This window comes from Amycolatopsis sp. NPDC051716 (assembly GCF_040681595.1).
In the GTDB taxonomy this organism is placed as follows: Bacteria; Actinomycetota; Actinomycetes; order Mycobacteriales; family Pseudonocardiaceae; genus Amycolatopsis.
In genome coordinates this window covers 279930-300195 of record NZ_JBFAZA010000007.1, presented here as the reverse complement: position 1 = coordinate 300195, position 20266 = coordinate 279930, and the positions used below count along the sequence as shown (strand labels likewise).

The window sequence follows — 20266 nt, the reverse complement described above, 5'->3', positions numbered from 1 at the left end:
GTGTCACGGAGCCCGGAAGCAGATCCGACTGCAGGGCACGAGCGATGCCGAAGTCCACCCGGTACCGCCACCAGCTGGGTGGCGAGCCGGAACGCGGGCGGGAAGTCCCGTTCGCCGTTGCCGATGATGACGGCACCGGGAAACGCCGAGCAAGTGCCCCCTATCCAGCCACAGCGTCCGGCCCGAAACGCACCGAAGGGGCCCTCCTCACCCGAGGAGAGCCCCTTCAGTCAGTCAGTGCCTACTCGAAGATCTCGCCCTTGGCGGCCTTATCCACGAGCGAAGCGGGCGGCTCGAAGTGGTCGCCGTACCGAGCCGCGAGTTCACGCGACCGGTCCACGAACCCCTGCAGGCCACCCTCGTACTGGTTGATGTACTGGATGACACCACCCGTCCAAGCCGGGAACCCGATGCCGAAGATCGAGCCGATGTTGGCGTCCGCCACCGACGTCAGCACGCCCTCGTCGAAGCACTTCACCGTTTCGAGTGCCTCGGCGAAGAGCATCCGCTCCTTGAGGTCCTCGAACGGCACCTCGGCCGAGCCGGACTTGAACGCGTCGCGCAGGCCCGGCCACAGCCCGGTCCGCTTGCCGTCGTCTCCGTACTCGTAGAAGCCCGCGCCCGTCGAACGGCCCTTGCGGTCGAACTCCTCGACCATCCGGTCGATCACGGCCTCGGACGCGTGCGCCTTCCACGTGCCGCCCGCGGCCTCGATCGCCTCGCGGGTCTCCTTGCGGATCTTGCGCGGCAGGGTCAGCGTCAGCTCGTCCATCAGCTGCAGCGGCGGCGCCGGGTAGCCGGCCTGCGCACCCGCCTGCTCGATCGACGCCGGCTCGACGCCCTCGCCCAGCGCGGCGACGGCCTCGTTGATGAACGTGCCGATCACCCGCGAGGTGAAGAAGCCGCGGCTGTCGTTGACGACGATCGGGGTCTTCTTGATCTGCAGCGTGTAGTCGAAGACCTTCGCCAGCGTCGCCGGAGACGTCTTCTCGCCGCAGATGATCTCGACCAGCGGCATCTTGTCCACCGGCGAGAAGAAGTGGATCCCGATGAAGTCCTCGGTCCGCTGCACGCCCTCGGCGAGGGTGGTGATCGGCAGCGTCGAGGTGTTGGAACCCAGCACCGCGTCGGCGTTGACGACGCTTTCGATCTCGCCGAACACCTTGTGCTTCAGCTCGACGCTCTCGAACACGGCCTCGATGACGAAGTCGACGCCCGCGAAGTCGGCCGGGTCACCGGTCGGCTTGATCTTCGCCAGCAGCACGTCCGACTTCTCCTGCGTGGTCTTGCCGCGCGAGAGGGCCTTCTCCTCGAGCTTGACCGCGTAGCCCTTGCCCTTCTCGGCCGCCTCCTGCGAGACGTCCTTGAGGACGACGTCGATGCCGGCCTTCGCGGACACGTACGCGATCGCCGCACCCATCATCCCGGCGCCGAGCACACCGACCTTCTTGGCCGTGTACTTCTCGAAGCCGTCCGGCCGCGAGCCGCCGGAGTTGATGGTCTGCAGGTCGAAGAAGAACGCCTTCGTCATGTTCTTCGAGACCTGGCCGGTGGCGAGGTGGATGAAGTAGCGCGTCTCGATCTGGAGCGCGGTGTCGACGTCGACCTGGGCGCCCTCGATCGCGGCGGCCAGGATCGCCCGCGGCGCCGGCATGTTCGCGCCCTTGATCTGCTTGCGCAGGTTCGCCGGGAACGCCGGCAGGTTGGCCGCGAAGCTCGGGTTCGAGGGGGTGCCGCCGGGGATCTTGTAGCCCTTGACGTCCCACGGCTGGACGCCGCCCTCGGGGTTCGCCTTGATCCACGCCTTCGCGGCGGGGACGAGCTCCTCGACCGAGCCGACGAGCTCGTGCACGAGGCCGAGTTCGAGCGCCTTGGCCGGGCGGTGCCGCTGGCCCTGCAGCAGGACGTTCAGCAGCGCGCTCTGGATACCCAGCAATCGGACAGTGCGCACGACACCGCCGCCGCCGGGCAGCAGGCCCAGCGTCACCTCGGGCAGGCCGATCTGGCTGCCCTTGACGTCGGCGGCGATGCGGTGGTGCGTCGCCAGCGCGATCTCCAGGCCACCGCCGAGCGCGGCGCCGTTGATCGCCGCGACGACCGGCTTGCCGAGCTGCTCGATGCGGCGCATCTGCCCCTTCATCAGGGAGCTGCCCTCGGTCAGCTCGGCCGCATGCTCGGGCTTGGCCTGGATGAGGTCGTTCAGGTCGCCGCCGGCGAAGAACGTCTTCTTCGCGGACGTGATGACGACGCCGGTGATGGAGTCCTTCTCGGCCTCCAGGCGGTCCACGGTGACGCCCAGCGACTCGCGGAAGGCGGCGTTCATCGTGTTCGCCGACTGGTTCGGGTCGTCCAGGGTCAGGGTGACGATGCCGTCGGAATCCTGCTCCCAGCGGATGGTCTTGCTCTCGGCCATTGTGGTCCTCACACCCGCTCGATGATGGTCGCGACGCCCATGCCGCCGCCGATGCACAGGGTCACCAGGGCGCGGCGCGCCTGGCGGCGTTCGAGCTCGTCGACCACGGTGCCGACCAGCATCGCGCCGGTGGCGCCGAGCGGGTGACCCATGGCGATCGCGCCGCCGTTGACGTTGACCTTCTCCTCGTCGAGGTGCAGGTCCTTGATCCACTTGAGCACGACGGACGCGAACGCCTCGTTGAGCTCCCACAGGTCGATGTCCTCGGGCTTGAGGCCCGCGGTCTTCAAGACCTTTTCGGTGGCCGGCGTGGGGCCGGTGAGCATGATCGTCGGCTCGGAGCCGATCGACGCGGTCGCCACGATCCGGGCGCGCGGCGTCAGCCCGAAGGTCTTGCCGATCTGCTCGGAACCGACCAGCACCAGCGCGGCGCCGTCGACGATGCCGGAGGAGTTGCCGCCGGTGTGGACGTGGTTGATCTTCTCGACCGAGTGGTACTTCTGCAGCGCCACGGCGTCGAAGCCGCCCAGCTCGCCGATACCGGCGAAGGCGGGCTTGAGCTTGCCGAGGCTCTCGACGGTGGACCCGGGACGGCGGTGCTCGTCGTGGTCCAGCACGGTCACGCCGTTGATGTCCTTGACCGGCACGACGGACTTGGCGAAGTAGCCACCGGACCAGGCCGCCTCGGCCCGGTCCTGCGAGCGGACGGCCCAGCGGTCGACGTCCTCGCGGGAGAAGCCCTCGATGGTCGCGATCAGGTCGGCGCCGGTGCCCTGCGGGACGATGTAGTTGTCGTAGGCGGTGGCCGGGTCCATGAACAGCGCGCCGCCGTCGGAGCCCATCGGCACGCGCGACATCGACTCGACGCCACCGGCGATGACCAGGTTGTCCCACCCGGAGCGGACCTTCTGCGCGGCGGTGTTCGTGGCCTCCAGGCCGGAGGCGCAGAAGCGGTTGAGCTGCACGCCGGCGACGGTCTCGGGCAGGCCGGCGTTCAGCGCGGCGGTGCGCGCGATGACCGCGCCCTGCTCGCCGACCGGCGAGACGACACCCAGTACGACGTCGTCGATCACGGCGGGGTCGAGGTTCGGGTGGCGGACCTTGAGTTCGTTGATCAGGCCGACCACCAGGTCGACCGGCTTGGTGCCGTGCAGGGCACCGCCCTTGTTCTTGCCGCGAGGCGTGCGGATCGCCTCGTAGATGTAGGCCTCGCTACTCACAGAACATCTCCTCGCGAGCGTGTCGGACGTCGTTGTGCCTAAGCCGTGTCGCAGCCGACTATACCGGCCAGTAGGGCTAATGCCCATTAACATATCTCCGGATAACCCCATGGTGTCAATGGCTTGCGGGTGTGCCATCAGCCGCTATCGTTCACTCACCATGACCGACGTCGAACGCAGCTCGCGCCCCCGCGACCGCAAGGCCCAGCTGGCCGCGGTGGCGGCGGAGCTGTTCCGCGCCCGCGGCTTCCCGGGGGTGTCGATCAAGGACATCGCGGACGCGGCGGGGGTGACCGGCCCGGCGTTGTACCGCCACTTCGCGGACAAGCAGGCGATCCTGGCGTACGTCGTCCTGAGCGGCTTCGAGGACATGGAGGAGGCGACGGCTTCGGCGCTATCGGACTCAGTGCCGCCGTCTGACCAGCTGGAATCCCTCCTGACGCGGCTCGCCTCCCAGGCGGTCGAGCGGCGCGAGATAGCGGCGTTGTGGCGCTGGGAGGGCCGGCATCTGCCGAAGGAGGACCAGCGCGAGATCGCCCGCCGATCGGCACTGGCGCTGGCGGCGTGGTCGAAGGCCCTGCTGACCCGGCGCCCCGACTTGGGCGCCGAGGACGCGGAGCTGCTCTGCTGGGCCGCGCTGTCGGTGTTCGGCAGTGTGTCGGTCCACCACACGTCGGTGGCCCGCCGCCGCTTCGCCCAGCTGCTGGTCGAGCTGGCCCTCGATGTGCTGAACGCCACACTGCCTTCGCCGGCGGCGCCGCCCGCCACCCCGGCGGTGAGCCTCGGCACCCCGTCACGCCGCGAGCAGGTCTTGGCGGAGGCAACGGCCCTGTTCGCCCAGCGCGGCTTCCACGCGGTGAGCATGGAGGACATCGGCGCGGCGGCGGGCATCGCGGGCCCGAGCGTGTACCGCCACTTCCCCAGCAAAGCGGCACTGATGGTCGCGATCGGCCACCGGGCGGCGGACAGGCTGGCCCTGGCGGCCGAACTCGCGCTGCAGACCTCGGACGAGCGCTCGGCCCTGCGCCGGCTGGCGGCGTCGTACGTGCACACGATTCTGCACACGCCGGAACTGCTGGTGTCGTTCTCGGCGGACCGGGTGACGATGCCGGACCGGGACAAGGTGGATCTGCTGCGGGTGCAGCGCGATTATGTGGCCCAGTGGGTGACGCTGCTGTCGGCGGTGCGCCCCGAGTTGCCGGTACGGGAAGCGAAAATCATGGTCCACGCAGCGCTGACGATCGCCAACGACCTGGCCCGCACGCGCCGGGTGGCGGCCCGGCCGAACTTCGAAGCCGAGCTGACGGCGTTGCTGCACACGGTCCTCGGCGTCGCCTGAACCCCGAATGCCGATCAGTTCACTACCTTCCGCCCTTCCTGCCGGGGCCGCCGATCAGGCATCATGGACGTGGCGACTCGGCCGTTTTCGTTCGTGAGTGGGGATGGACATGAACACAGTTCTCGAACACGCGAACCCGGGCGCACCACTGGTCGACCTGAGCGCGGTGCCGCTCAGCGCACTGCGCACCATGAACAGCCCGGAGTTGCAACGCGCTTTGCGCCGGGTGGTCGAACAATCGGCTGCGCCGCAGTTCTGCGATCAGAAGCGCGACGACAGCTGGCACCACTAGCAGTGCCGTCATGCCGGCGCGCCAGGAACACGTGACACGGGGCGAACTGCCGGTGCACCGGATCGGGACGGCGGATTTCGACGCGATCGCGAACGGAACCGGCGACATCGGTGCGATGCGGCTCCTGCGCGAAGCGGAACGCAGCCGGAGATTGCTCCTGCTGCGCGCGATCACGGACCTCGTCGCGAAGGACCCGGCGGCACGCGGTCCGCTCGCACCCCCGGACGACGCCTGGGATCTGCTGACCCGGGTGCAGAACTCGGCCCCGGAAGCCGTCGACCTCCTGCTCGGGCACCCGTACACCGGCACGTGGGCCGGCTACACGATCCGGTTGCTGCGCAAGCAGATCACCGGCGTCTGCCCGCTGTGGGTGCACACCGGCCACCTGCACGCGCTGGCGGCCGCGGCGGCGATCCGCGCCGGTCTCGACTTCACCGCGACCATCCCCGTCTGGGCCGGCACCGCGATGCTCCCCGGTCTCGGATTGGCGCGTTTCCGGGCCGGCACCGAATGGATGGTGGCGGAAGTCCGCCGGACCGGAGCCGTGCTGGAACTGGACAACGGCCGGGAGATCGTCCGGGCACCCGCCGACCCGGCCACGGACGGGCCGGGCTGGTGGGGTCTGCGCCAGGTGACGGCGGTTTCGGGTGACCGCGTGCTGTCCCTGCGCCTCGACGACCTCGACCCGTACCGCGGTTCCTTCGAACCCGTGCTCCCCCAACGGCTTCCGGCGGACGAACGGGAGAACTGGACGCGCCTGCTCGACGACGCCTGGCGGCTGATCGTCCGCTGCCTGCCTGACACGGCGGACGCGTTCCCGGTCGGGTTCAGTTCCCTCGTCCCGCGGCCGATGCAGCCGTTCCGCATCACCAGCGCGTCGAGTGGCGAGGCGTTCGGCAGTGCCGTCATTTCGCGACCCGCCGATGCCGCGTCGCTCGCCGCCTCGCTGGTGCACGAGTTCCAGCACAACCGGCTCAGCGGGTTGATGCACCTGCGGCAAATGCACGGTGACGACCCGGCCGAGCGGTTCTACACCGCGTGGCGCGACGATCCGCGGCCGATCGGTGGCGTTTTCCAAGGCGTGTATGCCTTTTTCGGCGTCACGGCGTTCTGGCGCGCGCTGGCCCGGTTCGACGACGAACCGTTCCAGCGCATCGCCGAGTTCGAATTCGCCTACTGGCGGCAAGCGGTCTGGCAGGTCCTGGAGGTGCTCCGGGCCGACCCCGGGCTGACCATCGACGGACGGCGGTTCCTGCGCCGGATCGCCGAGCAGCTCGGACCGTGGCTGCGCGAACCGGTGCCGACGCCCCAGGCCGCCGCGGCCAGCACGGCCCTGCTCGACCACTACGCCGGCTGGCGGCTGCGCCACCTGCGGCCCGACCCGCTGGTCGTGCGGGCCCTGGCCGAAGCCTGGTCGGCCGGGCGACCCCGGCCGGCGCTCGGCTTCCTGCCCGACGCCGACCCGACGCCGGTGCCCGACGGCCCGTGGCACCACGCCCGGCTGGACCTGACCCGGCTCGCCCTCAACGATCCCGCCGGATTCGCCCGGCACTGGCCGGAAGTGCCGGGGGCGACCACGGCCGACTTCGCCGGCGTTTCGGGCCGGTTCGCCGAAGCCGCCGAGGGCTACCGCGCGGAGCTGTCCGCCGATCCGGACAGCCCGACGGCCTGGACGGGACTCGGCCTCGCCCTTTCCCGGTCCGGGACCGGGCCGGCCGGGTCCGTGCTGCTGCACCAGCCGGAGCTCGTCCGCGCGGTGTACCGCCGGCTGGCGGCCGGCGGCACCGCGCCGGACACGCCGGACGAACTCGCGGGCTGGCTCGGCTGGCTGCGGACCGGCACCCGGCCGGCCCGCAGCTGATCCGGCGTACTACAGCGGCAGCGGGTCGATGTCGCAGTCCGCGCGAACACCCTTCGATGCCGCGATGGTCCCGGGGTGCGACTCGCGCAGCACCATCCGGTACCGCGAGATGACGTCGGCGTAGAGCGTCTCCGCTTCCTGGCTCTGCCCGGACGTGCGCAGGTCGAGCGCCCGGTTGAGCGCGGCGGCGAGCGTGGTCGGGTGGTCCTTCCCGAGTACCCGCTCGGCTCGCGCCAGCATCTCCGTGCCCAGGTCCAGCGCGGCCGCGGTCTCGCCGAGCGCGGAGAGGTCGCTCGCCAGGTTGATCCCGCACAACACCGCACTCGGGTGATCCGGTCCGAGCGCCTCGCGCAGCTGCGCCAGGGACCGCTCGTCCAGTTGCCTGGCCGCGGCGGCGTTGCCGAAGAGCCGCAAGGTCACCGCCAGGTCGACAGCCGCGGCCATCGTGTGCGGGTGGTGCTCGCCCAGGTTGCGCCGGTAGCGCTCGAAGATCTGCTCACCCAGTTCCCGCGCGGACCGCAGCTCCTGCGCGTGCCGGAGGTCGATCGAGTACCCGAGTGCGCAGGCCATCACGTTGAAGTTGTTTTCGCCGTAGCGCACGCGGAACCGCTCGAGCACCGCGGCCGCGAGTTCCTTCGCCGCCTCGTGGTCCCCGGCCTTGCGCCGGGAGACCGCCAGGTAGGCCATCCGGCGCAGGGTTTCCGCGTTGTCCTCGCCGAACAGCTCGCGCACGCGTTCGGCGAGCTTCTCGTTCTCTTCACGGGCCCAGACGTAGTCGCCCGCTTCCCGGCGGTCGATGATGAGACCCATCCGGGAACTCAGGGTCTCCGCGTGGTCGTAGCCGAGAATCTCGGTCTGCCGCTGGTAGTTCGTTTCGTCCAGCTCGCCGGCTTCGAGGTACTGGCCCGTGAGACGCAGGTTCGTGCCGTGGATCCGCGCCGCGCGCAGGGTGACCGGGTCGTCCTCGCCGAACAGCGCCTTGGCCTTCTGGTAGACGTCTTCGGTCAGATCGCGGGACGCGAGGAAGTTGCCCTGCGCGGAAAGGTCGCCGGAGACCGCGATCTGGGCGGCGAGCGTCTCCTCGCTGTTTTCCCCGGACAACTGCTGCCGGGTGTCGAGGATCGTGCGGTTGATCTCCGCCGCCTCCGTGTACCGGCCGGTGACCCAGTAGTAGTAGCCCAGCCGCTCGGCAGCCTGCAGGGTCTGTTCGTCATCGGGCCCGAGCCGCTCGGTCCAGTTCCGGTGGGCCATTTCCGCGAGGCGGAGGGCCTCGTCGTGGTCGCCCCACTGGTAGAGGTACCGCATCAGGTTGATCACGAGCTGGCGGACCCAGCGGTCGTCGCATTCGACGATCTCGGACGGGTAGACGTGCGGCAGGATTTCCTGGTAGCGCGGCCACTGCTTCGACGAAGTGGGGTCGTTGGGGTCGCGTTTGGCGAGCAGCAGATGGGCACCGTGGCGCATCTCCGCCCGGTGCTGCGGGGTCATCCGGTTGCGCAGCACGATCTGCACCAACCGGTGCAGGACGATCGAATTGGTGCGGTGGTCGATCTTCGCCAAGCTGTACCGGTTGATGTCCCGGATGGCCCGCGCCAGTTTCATCGGGTCGCGCAGCGCCATGTCTATTTCGGGCAGGATGGAAATACTGCCGACCCCGGAAAAGAACGCACGCGAAATCGGTTCGGGCGCGAAGAAAGCGCAGATCTGGAGCAGCTGGTGCGCCACCGGATTTCGTGTCCGCAATTCGTCGAACGCGACGTTCCAGGCCGCGGCGACCGAAACCTCGTAGTCCGCCGGACTCGAGGTGTCGAGGATTTCCGCGACTTTCTCGTCGAACAAGCGCAGGTATTCCTGCACCGGCATGCCGGTTTCCGCCCGCCAGGCGGCGGCCTGCTCGATCGCGAGCGGAAGGTCCCCCAGGCGTTCCGCCAGCTGTTCGGCCTCGGCCACGTCGATCTCCGGGCCGCGCCGGCGCAGCAGTTCGATGCTCTCCGAACGCTCGAAGACGGCGACTTCCAGCGGCCGGGCGACACTGGCCCATTCCGCGTTGCGCGAGGTGATCAGGATTTCGCCGGGCCCGTTGGTCGGGAAGAACTGGCGGACCAGCGTGACGTCTTCGGCCGAGTCGAAGACCAGCAGCCAGCGCCGGTACGGCCGCCCGGTCCGCAGCGCCTCGCGCACGGCCGGGATGGCGGTGTTCGCCTCACCGGAGCCCGGGAGGTTCAGCGCCTGGGCCAGTTCGGTGAGGGCCACCCGGATCTGGGCCGCCTCGGTGGCCGGGATCCACCACACGACGTCGTATTCGCGCAGGTGGCTGTAGATGTACTCGACGGCCATCTGGGTCTTGCCGATGCCGCCCATGCCGTGCAGGGCCGACGGCAGCACGGCCGTGGTGCCGGACATGACCCGCTCGCCCAGTTCCCGGAGGAGTTCCCGGCGCCCGGTGAAGTTGGGGTTCCGGGGTGGCACGCTGCCCCAGACCGGCGGGACGTCCTCGGCCGGGCTGTCCCCGTGTTCCAGGGTGAAGATCGGCCGGCGGCCCAGCAGGGGACCGCCGTCCCCGGCCGGCGAAGGCTCGCGCAACTCCGGGCTCCGCCGAACCGGGTCGTCCGCCACCTCACCGGTGGCCGTGACTGCGGACGTGGAAGCCTCAGGGGGCACGGGCGCTTTCGCCATAGTGTCTCTCACCGGTTCACCATAATCGTAGGGCGGTATTCTCTTTTGGGCGATATGATCATCTGCTCCGGAAACAGCCGACGACAGAGTCGCTGAATCGGGTGCCGTTGGGGGTAATTCACCGGAATAGTCTCGCTCTTTCGAGCGAATTCGACTGGCGCGGGAAGAATAAGGCCCACTCAGGGCCTGCATTACCACCCGTTCGAGTGCGACGTCATGCGCCGGATCCGCCCGGGAATCCGGATCCCGGGTGGCGTCCGGCGCGTCGATCGCGTCCCGCAACCGGGTGATGGTGCCGAACCGGGCTTCGGTGGCGCGGACGACCTCCGCGGTGTCGGCGCGCCGGGCCCCGCTCAGCAGCACCTGCCGGACCGAGGCCGGGAAGTCGAACACCGTGGTCTCGTCGCCGACCGCCGCGGCCGGCCGGAGCAGCCCGCTCGTCAGCACTTCCGTCAGGTGCTCCGGCCGCGCCTCGGGGAGGAGTTCGTCCTGGACGAACCGCGCGACCGAAAGGTTGGCCGGCACCGCGGCCAGCATGGTCGCCAGCCGGTACGCCGGCGGAGAGGCGACACTCAGGAACCGGCGCACCCGCTCGCGGGCGGTGCCCGGGTCGACGAGGTCGTCGCTGCCTTCGATGGGCGCACCCTTCAGGCCGCTCAGCAGCACCCGGGCGGGGACGAAACCCTTGTGCTCGCCGGCCACCAGCCGTGCCCACCACCGCAGCCACCGCGGGCCGAGCTCCATCACGGGCACCGGGATCGCCCCGGCGTCCTTGGCCGCGGCCAGCTCGGGGTCCGCCCACGCCTCCGGCAGTTCCCAGCCCCACTGGCTGTTCGGCGCAACGGGCACCCGAACGTTCAGCCGCGCGCGATGCAGGTCCATGCCCCGCGACCACAGGCGTTGCGGCAGCACGTGCAGGACGGTCGTCGGCATCACCGACGCCCACTCGGCGAGCACGGCCGAAACGCCACCGGACCGCCAAAGATCGCCGACGCCGTCGGTGACGACCAGGACGAGCCGTCTGCCCGTCGGGTCGATCAGCTCGGACGGGTCGCGCGGGGCCGACGACGACGTCTCGCCGTACAACCGGGGCCGGCCCCGGCGGTGGCCGCTACTCTGCGTGTCCAGCCGGCGGTACTGGATCGTCCGGAAGGCGCCGAGCTGTTCGAGGCCGGCGCGGAACGCCTTGACGGTGCTCCGCCAGAGTGTCATCGACCTCGCGGTATCCACCACGACGGTGAGATCAAGCCACCGTTCCAGCTCGGGTTCGGTCACCGGCCACCAGAATCCGCTCTCGGCGACCCGCTCGGCCGTGGCGGCTTCGTCGACGATGACAACGTGCTCATGCCAGGCCGGCACCCTTCGCTTCAGCGTGCGGAGGGCCCGAACAATAACGGAAGGCCGAACCGATCCAGAGACGGGTTGTGACTGTGGCGCGGAACCCGTGGTCGCCGGAACTTCGGCGACTCCGGCCGCAATCACCTGACGTGGGCTTTCGAGCAGCGGAGCCGGTTCCGCCCGCGCGGCCGGGGGCGGCAGCTCCAGGGGAAGCGGGAGGGGGTCCCCGGATGGCGGGCTGTCCGGCGGCAGCGGGGACGCGGCCGGCCGGGCCCGCGCCTCATCGGTCCGGGTCGCCGCGATCAGCCACAGGGCGTCGGCGACGTCGCGGACGTCCGGCCGGCCGGGTCCCCCGGGGCGCCGCCGTTCGCCCGCAGCGGTGAACCGCGATCCCGCGCCGTCGGGATCGGGGACCGGCGATACGGGCGGCCGGCCCACGTCATTGCACCGCCGACAGACGCTGCCACAGAGCGTCCACCAGCCGCTCCCACGTCACGTCGCCGCGGTAGGCGCCGGACGTGGCGAGGTACATGGCATCCAGGAGTTTTCCCGAGGGCAGCCGGTCGTCACCGGACGCGCTGCGCCGTACGAACTGCTCGATCAGCTCGTTCTGCAGGCCGGAACCGAGCTTGCGCCGGTTGTCCTCCGAATCGTGCAGGTGGGCGACGACCATCGCGGCCAATTGCTCCGGGTCCGGATCCGGCATTTCCAGTTGCAGGCAGCGCCGCAGGAAAGCGGGGGGAAATTCCCTTTCCCCATTGCTCGTGATGATGACGATCGGAAACGCGTGACACCGGATCCGCCCGCCGACGACCAGAGCCGTCTCGCCGGGATCATCGGTGAACACCGTCGCTTCGGGGATGTGACTGCGGATGCGTTCGAGTTCGGGAACCCGGAACTCGCCGTCTTCGAAAATGCTGAGCAGGTCGTTCGGGAGGTCGGCTTCACTTTTGTCGAGCTCGTCGATCAGCAGGACCCGGGGTACGCGACGCGGCAGGAAAGCCGTCCCCAGCACCCCGAGCCGGAGGAACTCGCCGATCGGTGGTTCGGGCGCGGGGCTGGCGCGTTCGCCGCGCACGGCGAACCGGGCGCTCGCCGCCTGGATCCGGCCGATGGCGTCGTAGTGGTAGAGCCCTGAATTCAGCGTGGTCCTGCTGGTGATCGGCCACCGCAGCACCCGGCCCAGCTGCAGTTCGGCCGCCAGCCGGTACGCGAGCGTGGATTTGCCGGTGCCCGGATGGCCGGTGACGAGCAAGGGCCGCCTGAGGTACAAAGCGGCGTTGATCATGTCAAGTTCAGCCGGACCAGTGCGTTGAGCCGATTGCGAATGCTCGCTCCCGAGCCGCCGGGCGACGTCGTGATCGTCCCGCGGTGGATCGTCCGACTCCGGCAACGGGCCACCGTCGAAGTCCCGCCACGGCGGGGGCGGGGGCAGGATGTCGGTCAACCCGAGGTCGTGGATCGGCCGTCCGGTGCCGCGGTAGACCCACCAATCGGACGATGCCAGCCGGGACGCGTCGCGGACCTGCGCCGCCTCGCCCCCGTCAAGACGCTCGCTCTCGGTCATCCCGGATATCCCCTCGCTGCCATGGGAAAGCCGGCGGCTGATCAAGAACGAGACGGCTCGGATCGTCCCACAGCACCACCAGATCCCGCACTGGATTATCCCGATGGAAGCCCGTTTCGGAAAGAGGAGGACGACTAGTGTGCCTGACGTTCTTGGCTTCCATCGGCAAATCCCCGAGCCCCGAATCCCCCTTGGCGAGCTCGGTGATCAACTCCCTAAGTACGTCGAGTGACGCATCAGGGTGCCACAGTACCGCCGGGATACCCGACCGCAAAGCCGCCGTCAGGCTGTCACCGTCCCCGCCGGCTTCGAGCGGCGGAGCCGACCCGAGCACGACCAAACCCCACCTCAGATCGGAAAGCACCACGTCAAGCGCCGAGGCCTGGGTGCCGTTTTCGTAGTAAACGCACTCGGCGGACGGGTTCGCCATGAACGCCTCCCAGTGCTGGTTCCAGACCCGGTGCCAGTGCTTCGAACGCATGCGCTCCAACGATCGGACGGAAATCAGGTAGTCGATCGAAAGCGGCCTCGGCATACCGGATTCGTGCTCGCGGTGCCAGAGCTGCACGGGCAGGTTCAGCAACGCCCGCGGGAGCACGAACTCGAGGGCGACCGAACCGCGGTGGTCGGCCCACGCGCGCTCCGCGTCGACCACCAGGCCGTCGACGTATCGTTCGAGGTCAGCGGCCCGCACCTCGGCCGTGCCACCGTGCGGTGGCGGCCATTCCCCGGGAAGCCGTTGACACCAATGGGAAACCTGGTACAAGTCGGGATCTATCCCGTCGTGCTCGACCATCACCATCAGGTGCAGCCGCCCCTCCCGCGACGGCGTCGCGAGCGAGGCTCGACGTGCTCTCAACTGCGCCTCCAGCCGGAGGCGCCGGGCCTGGTAGTCGTTCCACTCCGTGAGCCGCAACCCGAGTTCGCCGCCGCACTGGCGGGCGAGGAGTTCAAGGAGCGTGAACGCCGGCGGGATGCCGTCGGTGTCCGCGTTGAAATCGGCCAGATGAGTGAAGGCCTCCCACGCCGTGCGCACCTTGGGCGGCAACGGCGAGCCGAGACCGCTCGCGCGGCGGACCAGCTCACCGAGCCGGGGCACCTCCACCCCGGCCAGCAAGTGGTGCAACCGGTCGCGGTCGGCACGCGGCAGCAGATCGAGCACCCGCGGCCGCTCCACCAAGTCGCGGACCCGCTCGTATTCCGGCGAACCCGGCCGCATGAAAGCGACCGCACCGACCAGCGCCTGCATGCCGTTTTGATAGCGCTCGCAGGCGGAAACGACTTCGATCAGGGAACTACGCGGGGTGGGGTGCCGGGGAACCGTCAGTTCGACACCGAGGGCTTTGCCGACGAGGCTGACCACCACGGCCAATTCTTCGGCCAGGCCGGCTTCGGCCAGTACGTCGACGACTGCCTCTCCGATCACGTGTCCCGTCACCTGGCGCAACACCCCCTACCCACCTCGCACGGGACGGAACCGGCGTCATCGCCCCTGCGTATCGAACGCAGTCGGGCAGATCTTACCCGGCAAAAGGGTCGCCGCCGGTTGCCAAAAAGATGTCACGACGGGCTCTCTTCCGGCCAGTTGCCAACGCGGTCGACCAGCCGCTGGACCGGCGCCGATCCGGGTTCCAGCATTTGCACCGCCGCGACCAGTTCAGCGAGCCCGCCGCGATAACGCAGGCACGTGCCGGCGATCTCCAGGACGTGCAGCCGGGTTTGCGGGTGATATGCCACGACCGTCGCGATTTGCGGCCGGAGCCGCTTCAGCAGCATTCTCCGGCTGCTCTCCTCGGCCACGGCCGGGATGTCCAGGAGCAGTTCCGTCAGTTCCATCGCGCGGTCGGCGGCGGACGGCTCCGCGGAGCACCGCACCGCATCGCGGTCCGGCGGTGGGCCGGCGGGTCCACCGCCGAGCAGCCGCAGCCACGCGATCGTGGACGTCTCTTTGGTGTGGACCGGGATCCGGCGGTATTCGGCGGGCGCCGCCGCGGGATCCTGGAGCACGACCTCCTGGTAGAAGACGTCCGAAGCCAGCACGGCCAGTTCGGCGCCCGTCGTCTTCTGGGCCGCCTTCGCCTCCGCCGCTTCGAGCACGCGGAACGTGAAGTTGACCGCCTTGCCGATCGAACCGTGACTGGCACTCTGCACCTCTCCGGCGTGGAGGGCGAGACGAAGCTGGATCTGCGCGGGTGCGGAGTGCACGGCGTTGTGGCGGCGCAGATCGGCGTGCATGCGTTCGGGCAGCTGGGCCACCAGGTCGACCTTCGCGATGTCGGGCGGCAGCAGGATCATCGCGCCGTCACCGGTGTTTTCGACGAAGCAGACGTCCCACGGGATGCCGGTCTCGGCGAAGCCGCCCTTGAGAACACGCCACAGGCCGTCGTGCACCTCGCGCAGGTGCGCCATGGTCCGGTCCGGGTGGTTGTACCCGGCGACGTCCACGGTCATGATCGTCCGGTGCAGCGCGGCTGGATAGGTCACCACGACACCCTCCCCACGTCCCGGGCTCATTGTCCCAGACCCATGCACGCTCGGCCATGTTCGCGCAGGGCGTTACGACAAAACCGGCGCCTGTTGACATGTTTTCGTCCATAATTCGGCGTGCCCACGACACGCCTGCACCTGGTGAGCGCGGATGAGGACCACCGCGTCTCCACCATCGAGCTCTTCTTCGACCTGGTCTTCGTCTACGCCATCACCCAGATCACCCAGCTGATGGCCGATCACCTGAGCCCCACCGGCGTCGGGCAGGGGGTGGCCATGCTCGCGGTCCTGTGGTGGTGCTGGTGCTCCTACGCCTGGCTCGCGACCACCATCCACGTCGACCACGGGATCGCGCGGCTGGCGATGTTCGGCGCGATGGCCGTCATGTTCCTGGTGTCGCTGACCATCCCGGAAGCCTTCGCCGACCACCCCGGCGGCCTGTACGCGCCCGCTCTGTTCGTCGTCTGCTACGCGCTCGTGCGGCTGCTGCACCTCGTCGCCTACCTCGGTGCCGCGAAACACGATCCCGGGCTGCGGCGGGTGCTGCTCAAGATGTTCGTCGGGCTGCTGCCCAGCGTCGTCCTGCTCGGCGTCGCCGCGTTCCTGAGCGGGCCGTGGCAGCTGGGGCTGTGGGTTATCGCATTGGGAATCGATTACCTCAACGTCTACCTCAGCGGGCCGGATGGGTGGCGGCTGAACTCGCCCGCGCACTTCGCCGAGCGGTTCGGGCTCATCGTGATCATCGCGCTCGGCGAGTCGATCGTCGCGATCGGTATCGGGATCGGGGCGCTGCCGATGTCGTGGCTGGTCGCCGGGGCGGCCGTGTGCGGGCTGGCGCTGGCCGCGGGGATGTGGTGGACGTACTTCGACGTCGTCGCGCGCGTGTCCGAGCACCGGCTGACCACCGCGACCGGGGTCGAACGCGCGAAGTTCGCCACCGACTCCTACACCTTCCTGCACCTGCCGCTGATCGCCGGGATCGTGCTGGTCGCCCTCGGCCTGAAGAAGGCGTTCCTCTACATCGCCGACACCGAGCACCACACCCCCGGCGAAGCACTGCACGGCGTGCCGATCTGGACGCTCACCGGCGGCCTCGCGCTCTACCTGATCACGCTCAGCGCGCTGCGCAAGCGCAACCTCGGCAGCTGGAACGTCCAGCGGCTGGTCCTCGGCGTGCTGCTGGTCGCGGCGACGCCGGTGCTGGAGCACGTGCCTGCGGCCGTCCTGCTGCTGGTCGCCGCCGTCCTGGTGCTCGGGCTCATCACTTTCGAGCGCATCCGGTTCGCCGAGTGGCGCAGGAATGTGCACACCGCGCACCCGTAAGTGACCCCACACTGGCGCCGCGTCGTCTCCCGGGTTAACCTACTCGCGAGTAGGTAACGGATGGAGGGCCACATGGCTGCGCCAAGGAAACGGGACGCGATGGGCTGGGGCCTGTCCGCGCTGACCCGGCTGGCCGGGAGCAAGGTCGTCGATCGGGCCGGGCTGCGCAAGCCCCTCGAAGGCCTGGTCACCGCGGGGACGCGCAACGGCTTCCGCGTCGCCGGCGCGGCGACCCGGTCGTTCAAGTCGGTGCAGAAGCTGGGCAAGCCCGCCCGGCTCACGCCGGCCACCGACACCGGGCTGTTCGACCTCACGCCGACCGAGGACCAGCAGCTCATCGTCGAAACGGTGACCGAGTTCGCCGCCGAGCAGCTGCGGCCCGCCGCCGCGGACGCCGACGCCAAGCTCGAGGCACCCGAAGGCCTGCTGAGCCGGGCCGCCGAGCTGGGCATCAGCCTGGTCGGCATCCCCGAGGAGCTCGGCGGCGTCGGCACGGAACGCTCGGTGGTGACCAACGCGCTCGTCGCGGAAGCGCTCGCACACGGCGACCTCGGCCTGGCCGTGGCCGTGCTCGCGCCGTCGGCGGTGAGCACCGCGCTGGTCAGCTGGGGTGACGAACAGCAGCAGGCCGACTACCTGCCCGCGTTCGTCGGCGAGCACGTCCCGGCGGCCGCGCTGGCACTGCAGGAGCAGAAAGCGCTCTACGACCCCTTCAAGCCCGCGACGAAGGCCCGCCGCACCCCGAAGGGCTACCAGCTCGACGGCGTGAAGTCGCTGGTCCCGCGGGCGGCGCAGGCGGAGCTGTTCATCGTGTCGGCCGACCTCGAAGGCCGCGGCCCGGCGCTGTTCCTCGTCGAGTCGTCGAACGCCGGGGTCTCCATCGAGGCCGAGCCGGCGATGGGCCTGCGCGGCGCCGCGACCGGCAAGCTGCACCTCGAGCAGGTGGCGCTGCCCGCGGGCGCGCTGCTCGGCGGCGGGAAGGCGGACGTCTTCGCCGAGGTCGTCCGGCTGTCGCGGCTGGGCTGGGCGGCGCTGGCCGCCGGCACCGCGAAGGCCGTCCTCGACTACGTCGTCCCCTACGTCAACGAGCGGACCGCGTTCGGCGAGCCGATCAGCCACCGGCAGGCGGTGGCGTTCTCCGTCGCCGACATCGCGATCGAGCTGGAGGGCCTGCGGCTGGTGACGCTGCGCGCCGCGGCGCGGGCCGAGCAGGGCAAGTCCTACGCCCGCGAGGTGGCGCTGGCGCGGAAGCTGGCCGTGGACAAGGGCATGCAGATCGGCAATGCGGGCGTGCAGCTGCTCGGCGGGCACGGCTTCGTCAAGGAGCACCCGGTCGAGCGCTGGTACCGGGACCTGCGCGCCATCGGCGTCATGGAAGGCGCCGTCCTTCTCTAGGCTTCGGAAAGGCTTTGGACCAATGATCAACCTGGAAGTCCCCAAGAAGGCCGGCGCGCTGATCAACCAGGCGTACCAGGCCGCGGCCGAGGTGTTCCGGCCGATCTCGCGCAAGTACGACCGCGCGGAGCACACGTACCCGGCCGAGCTGGACATGTTCGCGGCGCTGCTGGACGGCTTGAATTCGTCCGGCGAGGGCGGCGCGGGCGCGGCGGGTGTGCGCCGCTCCGGTTCCGACAAGAACGAAAAGGGAAATCGCAACGGCGCCAACCTGAACGTCGTCCTCGGCACGATCGAGATGTGCTGGGGTGACGTCGGCCTGCTGCTGTCGATGCCCCGCCAGGGCCTCGGCAACGCGGCGATCGGCTCGGTGGCGACGGACGAGCAGCTCGAGCGTTTCTCCGGCATGTGGGCCGCGATGGCGATCACCGAGCCGGCGTTCGGTTCGGACTCGGCGGCGGTCAGCACGACGGCTCGGCTCGACGGCGACCACTACGTGTTGAACGGCGAGAAGATCTTCGTGACGTCGGGCGAGCGCGCGGACGCGGTGGTCGTGTGGGCGACGCTGGACAAGAGCAAGGGCCGCGCGGCGATCAAGTCGTTCGTGGTCGAGAAGGGCACACCGGGCTTCGAGGTGGTGCGCACCGAGCACAAGCTCGGCATCCGCGCCTCCGACACGGCGGTGCTGCGCTTCGAGAACTGCCGTGTCCCGAAGGAGAATCTCCTGGGCACGCCGGAGATCGACACGAAAAAGGGTTTCGCGGGCGTCATGCAGACGTTCGACAACACCCGGCCCCTGGTGGCCGCGATGGCGATCGGCGTGGCCCGCGCGGCGCTCGACGAAACGCGCTCGATCTTGACGTCCGCCGGCGTCACGATCGATTACGACCGCCCGGCGAACAGCCAGCACGCGGCCGCGGCGGAGTTCCTCCGGCTGGAGGCGGACTACGAGTCGGCGTACCTGCTGACGCTGGAGTCGGCGTGGATGGCGGACAACCGCCAGCCGAACTCGCTGCAGGCGTCGATGGCGAAGGCCAAGGCGGGGCGGTCGGTGGTGGAGATCGCGCTGAAGTGCGTCGAGCTTACCGGGGCTTACAGCGAAGAGTCGCTGCTCGAGAAGTGGGCTCGGGACGCGAAGATTCTGGACATTTTTGAAGGGACGCAGCAGATTCAGCAGCTGATCGTCGCGAGGCGCATCCTCGGCAAGACGAGCGCCGAGCTCAAGTAACTGAAGTACCCGAAGGGCCGCCCTCGACTCGGGGGCGGCCCTTCGGCTTGCTCAAGAGATCTGGTCGTCCAGGAACTCGTCCAAGTAGCGCCACGTCGTGCCGCGCGCCTTCCGGCCCGTCAAGACGCCCAAGTGCCCACCCGGCGCCGTCTTGAAGCGGACCTCGGGGGCCTTGTCCAGTAGCTCCACCACGCGCTCCACCGAGGGCCTTGGTGCGATCGTGTCGTTCTCGCCCGCCACCACCAGGGTCGGCACGCGCACCGAAGACAGCGAAATGATGCGGCCGTTCAGGTCCACCTTGCCCTCCGCCAGGTCGTTCGTGCGGAACAAGCGGTGGTACAGCTGGCCGAACGTGCGGCCCGGGTACGCGTACATGTTGCTCATGAAGTGATCGACCGCCTCGATCTGGGCCAGATAATCCCGGTCGTCGAGGTGGGACAGGATTGCCAGGGGCTTGGTGATTTCCTTGCTGATGCCCGTCGCGCGGAACACGCGGCTGACCAAATAGGACGGTGCGCCGCCGAACACCCGGTAGATCGGGGTCAGCAGGTGGCCATTCGTGAGGTCCACCAGGGGGCGGAACGGCGCCACGATCGGGATGGCCGTGAAGTCCACCGGCGAGCCGATCGCGGTGATCGACGCGATCGGCAGGTCCGGGCGGTCGGCGTTCACCAGGAGCGAGAAGATCCCGCCCAGCGACCACGACACCAGGTGCACGTCCTGGCCGCCGGCGTCCGCGCTCACGCGCCGGATCGCGCGCGGGAGCACCTCGTCGATCCAGTGCTCGATGCCCAGGCGCCGGTCGGAGAACGCCACCGAGCCGTAGTCGACGAGGTAGGTGTTGCGGCCGCCCTCGATCAGGTGCTCGATGAGGCTGCAGCCGCGGCGCAGGTCGAAGCAGATCGCCGGCGCAGCCAAGGGCGGCACCAGCAGGATCGGCGGCCCGGACACCGTGCCGCCGCTGTGCGTCATCCGGTACAGCGAGCGGTTGGGGCCCTGGTCGATCAGCACCCGCGGCATCGGGCGCAGGTCGGCGACGCCGCCGTGCAGCACCTTGCCGACCACGTTCGACGCCGCGGCGGCCAGCCGTGCGGGTGGTGAAACCATTTCTCGTGCCTCCCAAAAGC

Annotated in this window: 13 protein-coding genes; 6 read left to right on the top strand and 7 right to left on the bottom strand. The window is 69.5% G+C overall.

The features are described from left to right. Nucleotides 1-241: 241 nt before the first annotated feature. On the bottom strand, nt 242-2413 hold the full coding sequence (locus tag AB0M30_RS12330; RefSeq protein WP_364583286.1) for a 3-hydroxyacyl-CoA dehydrogenase NAD-binding domain-containing protein: 2172 nt from the start codon (nt 2411-2413) through the stop codon (nt 242-244). Nucleotides 2414-2421: 8 nt separating this feature from the next. Continuing rightward, nucleotides 2422-3633 carry an acetyl-CoA C-acetyltransferase gene (locus AB0M30_RS12325; RefSeq protein ID WP_360173521.1) on the bottom strand — a complete coding sequence of 404 codons (1212 nt, stop codon included), beginning with the start codon at nt 3631-3633 and terminating at the stop codon, nt 2422-2424. Nucleotides 3634-3793: 160 nt separating this feature from the next. Here AB0M30_RS12325 and AB0M30_RS12320 point away from each other — a divergent pair, with 160 nt between their 5' ends. The 3 genes from AB0M30_RS12320 (at nt 3794) to AB0M30_RS12310 (ending at nt 7125) form a co-directional block, all read left to right on the top strand. Beyond that, on the top strand, nt 3794-4972 hold the full coding sequence (locus tag AB0M30_RS12320) for a TetR/AcrR family transcriptional regulator (RefSeq protein ID WP_364583168.1): 1179 nt from the start codon (nt 3794-3796) through the stop codon (nt 4970-4972). Nucleotides 4973-5075: 103 nt separating this feature from the next. Further along, complete coding sequence (gene fxsA, locus AB0M30_RS12315) at nt 5076-5264, top strand: FxSxx-COOH cyclophane-containing RiPP peptide (protein ID WP_364583283.1); 189 nt, start codon at nt 5076-5078, stop codon at nt 5262-5264. A gap of 10 nt (nt 5265-5274) precedes the next feature. After that, nucleotides 5275-7125: an HEXXH motif-containing putative peptide modification protein gene (locus AB0M30_RS12310; RefSeq protein WP_364583166.1), complete on the top strand. Its 1851-nt coding sequence runs from the start codon at nt 5275-5277 to the stop codon at nt 7123-7125. A 9-nt stretch (nt 7126-7134) separates the two neighbouring features. On the opposite strand, the gene fxsT is transcribed toward AB0M30_RS12310, so the two are convergent. The 4 genes from fxsT to AB0M30_RS12290 all read right to left on the bottom strand — a co-directional run bounded on the left by fxsT (nt 7135) and on the right by AB0M30_RS12290 (nt 15190). Then, on the bottom strand, nt 7135-11577 hold the full coding sequence (gene fxsT, locus AB0M30_RS12305) for an FxSxx-COOH system tetratricopeptide repeat protein (protein WP_364583164.1): 4443 nt from the start codon (nt 11575-11577) through the stop codon (nt 7135-7137). A gap of 1 nt (nt 11578) precedes the next feature. Next, nucleotides 11579-12706, bottom strand: a complete 1128-nt coding sequence (locus AB0M30_RS12300; RefSeq protein ID WP_103334742.1) for a MoxR family ATPase — start codon at nt 12704-12706, stop codon at nt 11579-11581. Continuing rightward, nucleotides 12684-14156 carry a hypothetical protein gene (locus tag AB0M30_RS12295; RefSeq protein ID WP_364583162.1) on the bottom strand — a complete coding sequence of 491 codons (1473 nt, stop codon included), beginning with the start codon at nt 14154-14156 and terminating at the stop codon, nt 12684-12686. The genes AB0M30_RS12300 and AB0M30_RS12295 overlap by 23 nt, the downstream gene beginning before the upstream one ends. Nucleotides 14157-14266: 110 nt before the next feature. Next, nucleotides 14267-15190, bottom strand: a complete 924-nt coding sequence (locus AB0M30_RS12290) for a hypothetical protein (protein ID WP_364583159.1) — start codon at nt 15188-15190, stop codon at nt 14267-14269. Nucleotides 15191-15310: 120 nt separating this feature from the next. Here AB0M30_RS12290 and AB0M30_RS12285 point away from each other — a divergent pair, with 120 nt between their 5' ends. The 3 genes from AB0M30_RS12285 to AB0M30_RS12275 all read left to right on the top strand — a co-directional run bounded on the left by AB0M30_RS12285 (nt 15311) and on the right by AB0M30_RS12275 (nt 19139). Continuing rightward, the gene (locus AB0M30_RS12285) at nt 15311-16516 is read left to right on the top strand and encodes a low temperature requirement protein A (RefSeq protein WP_364583157.1); all 1206 of its coding nucleotides are present in this window, start codon (nt 15311-15313) and stop codon (nt 16514-16516) included. Between the two features lie 99 nt (nt 16517-16615). Next, complete coding sequence (locus AB0M30_RS12280; RefSeq protein ID WP_364583281.1) at nt 16616-17911, top strand: acyl-CoA dehydrogenase family protein; 1296 nt, start codon at nt 16616-16618, stop codon at nt 17909-17911. 22 nt (nt 17912-17933) lie between these two features. After that, entirely contained in the window at nt 17934-19139 is a 1206-nt protein-coding gene (locus AB0M30_RS12275) for an acyl-CoA dehydrogenase family protein (protein ID WP_364583155.1), read from the top strand. 51 nt (nt 19140-19190) lie between these two features. On the opposite strand, the gene AB0M30_RS12270 is transcribed toward AB0M30_RS12275, so the two are convergent. Further along, on the bottom strand, nt 19191-20246 hold the full coding sequence (locus tag AB0M30_RS12270; RefSeq protein WP_364583153.1) for an alpha/beta fold hydrolase: 1056 nt from the start codon (nt 20244-20246) through the stop codon (nt 19191-19193). Between the last annotated feature and the right edge of the window lie 20 nt (nt 20247-20266).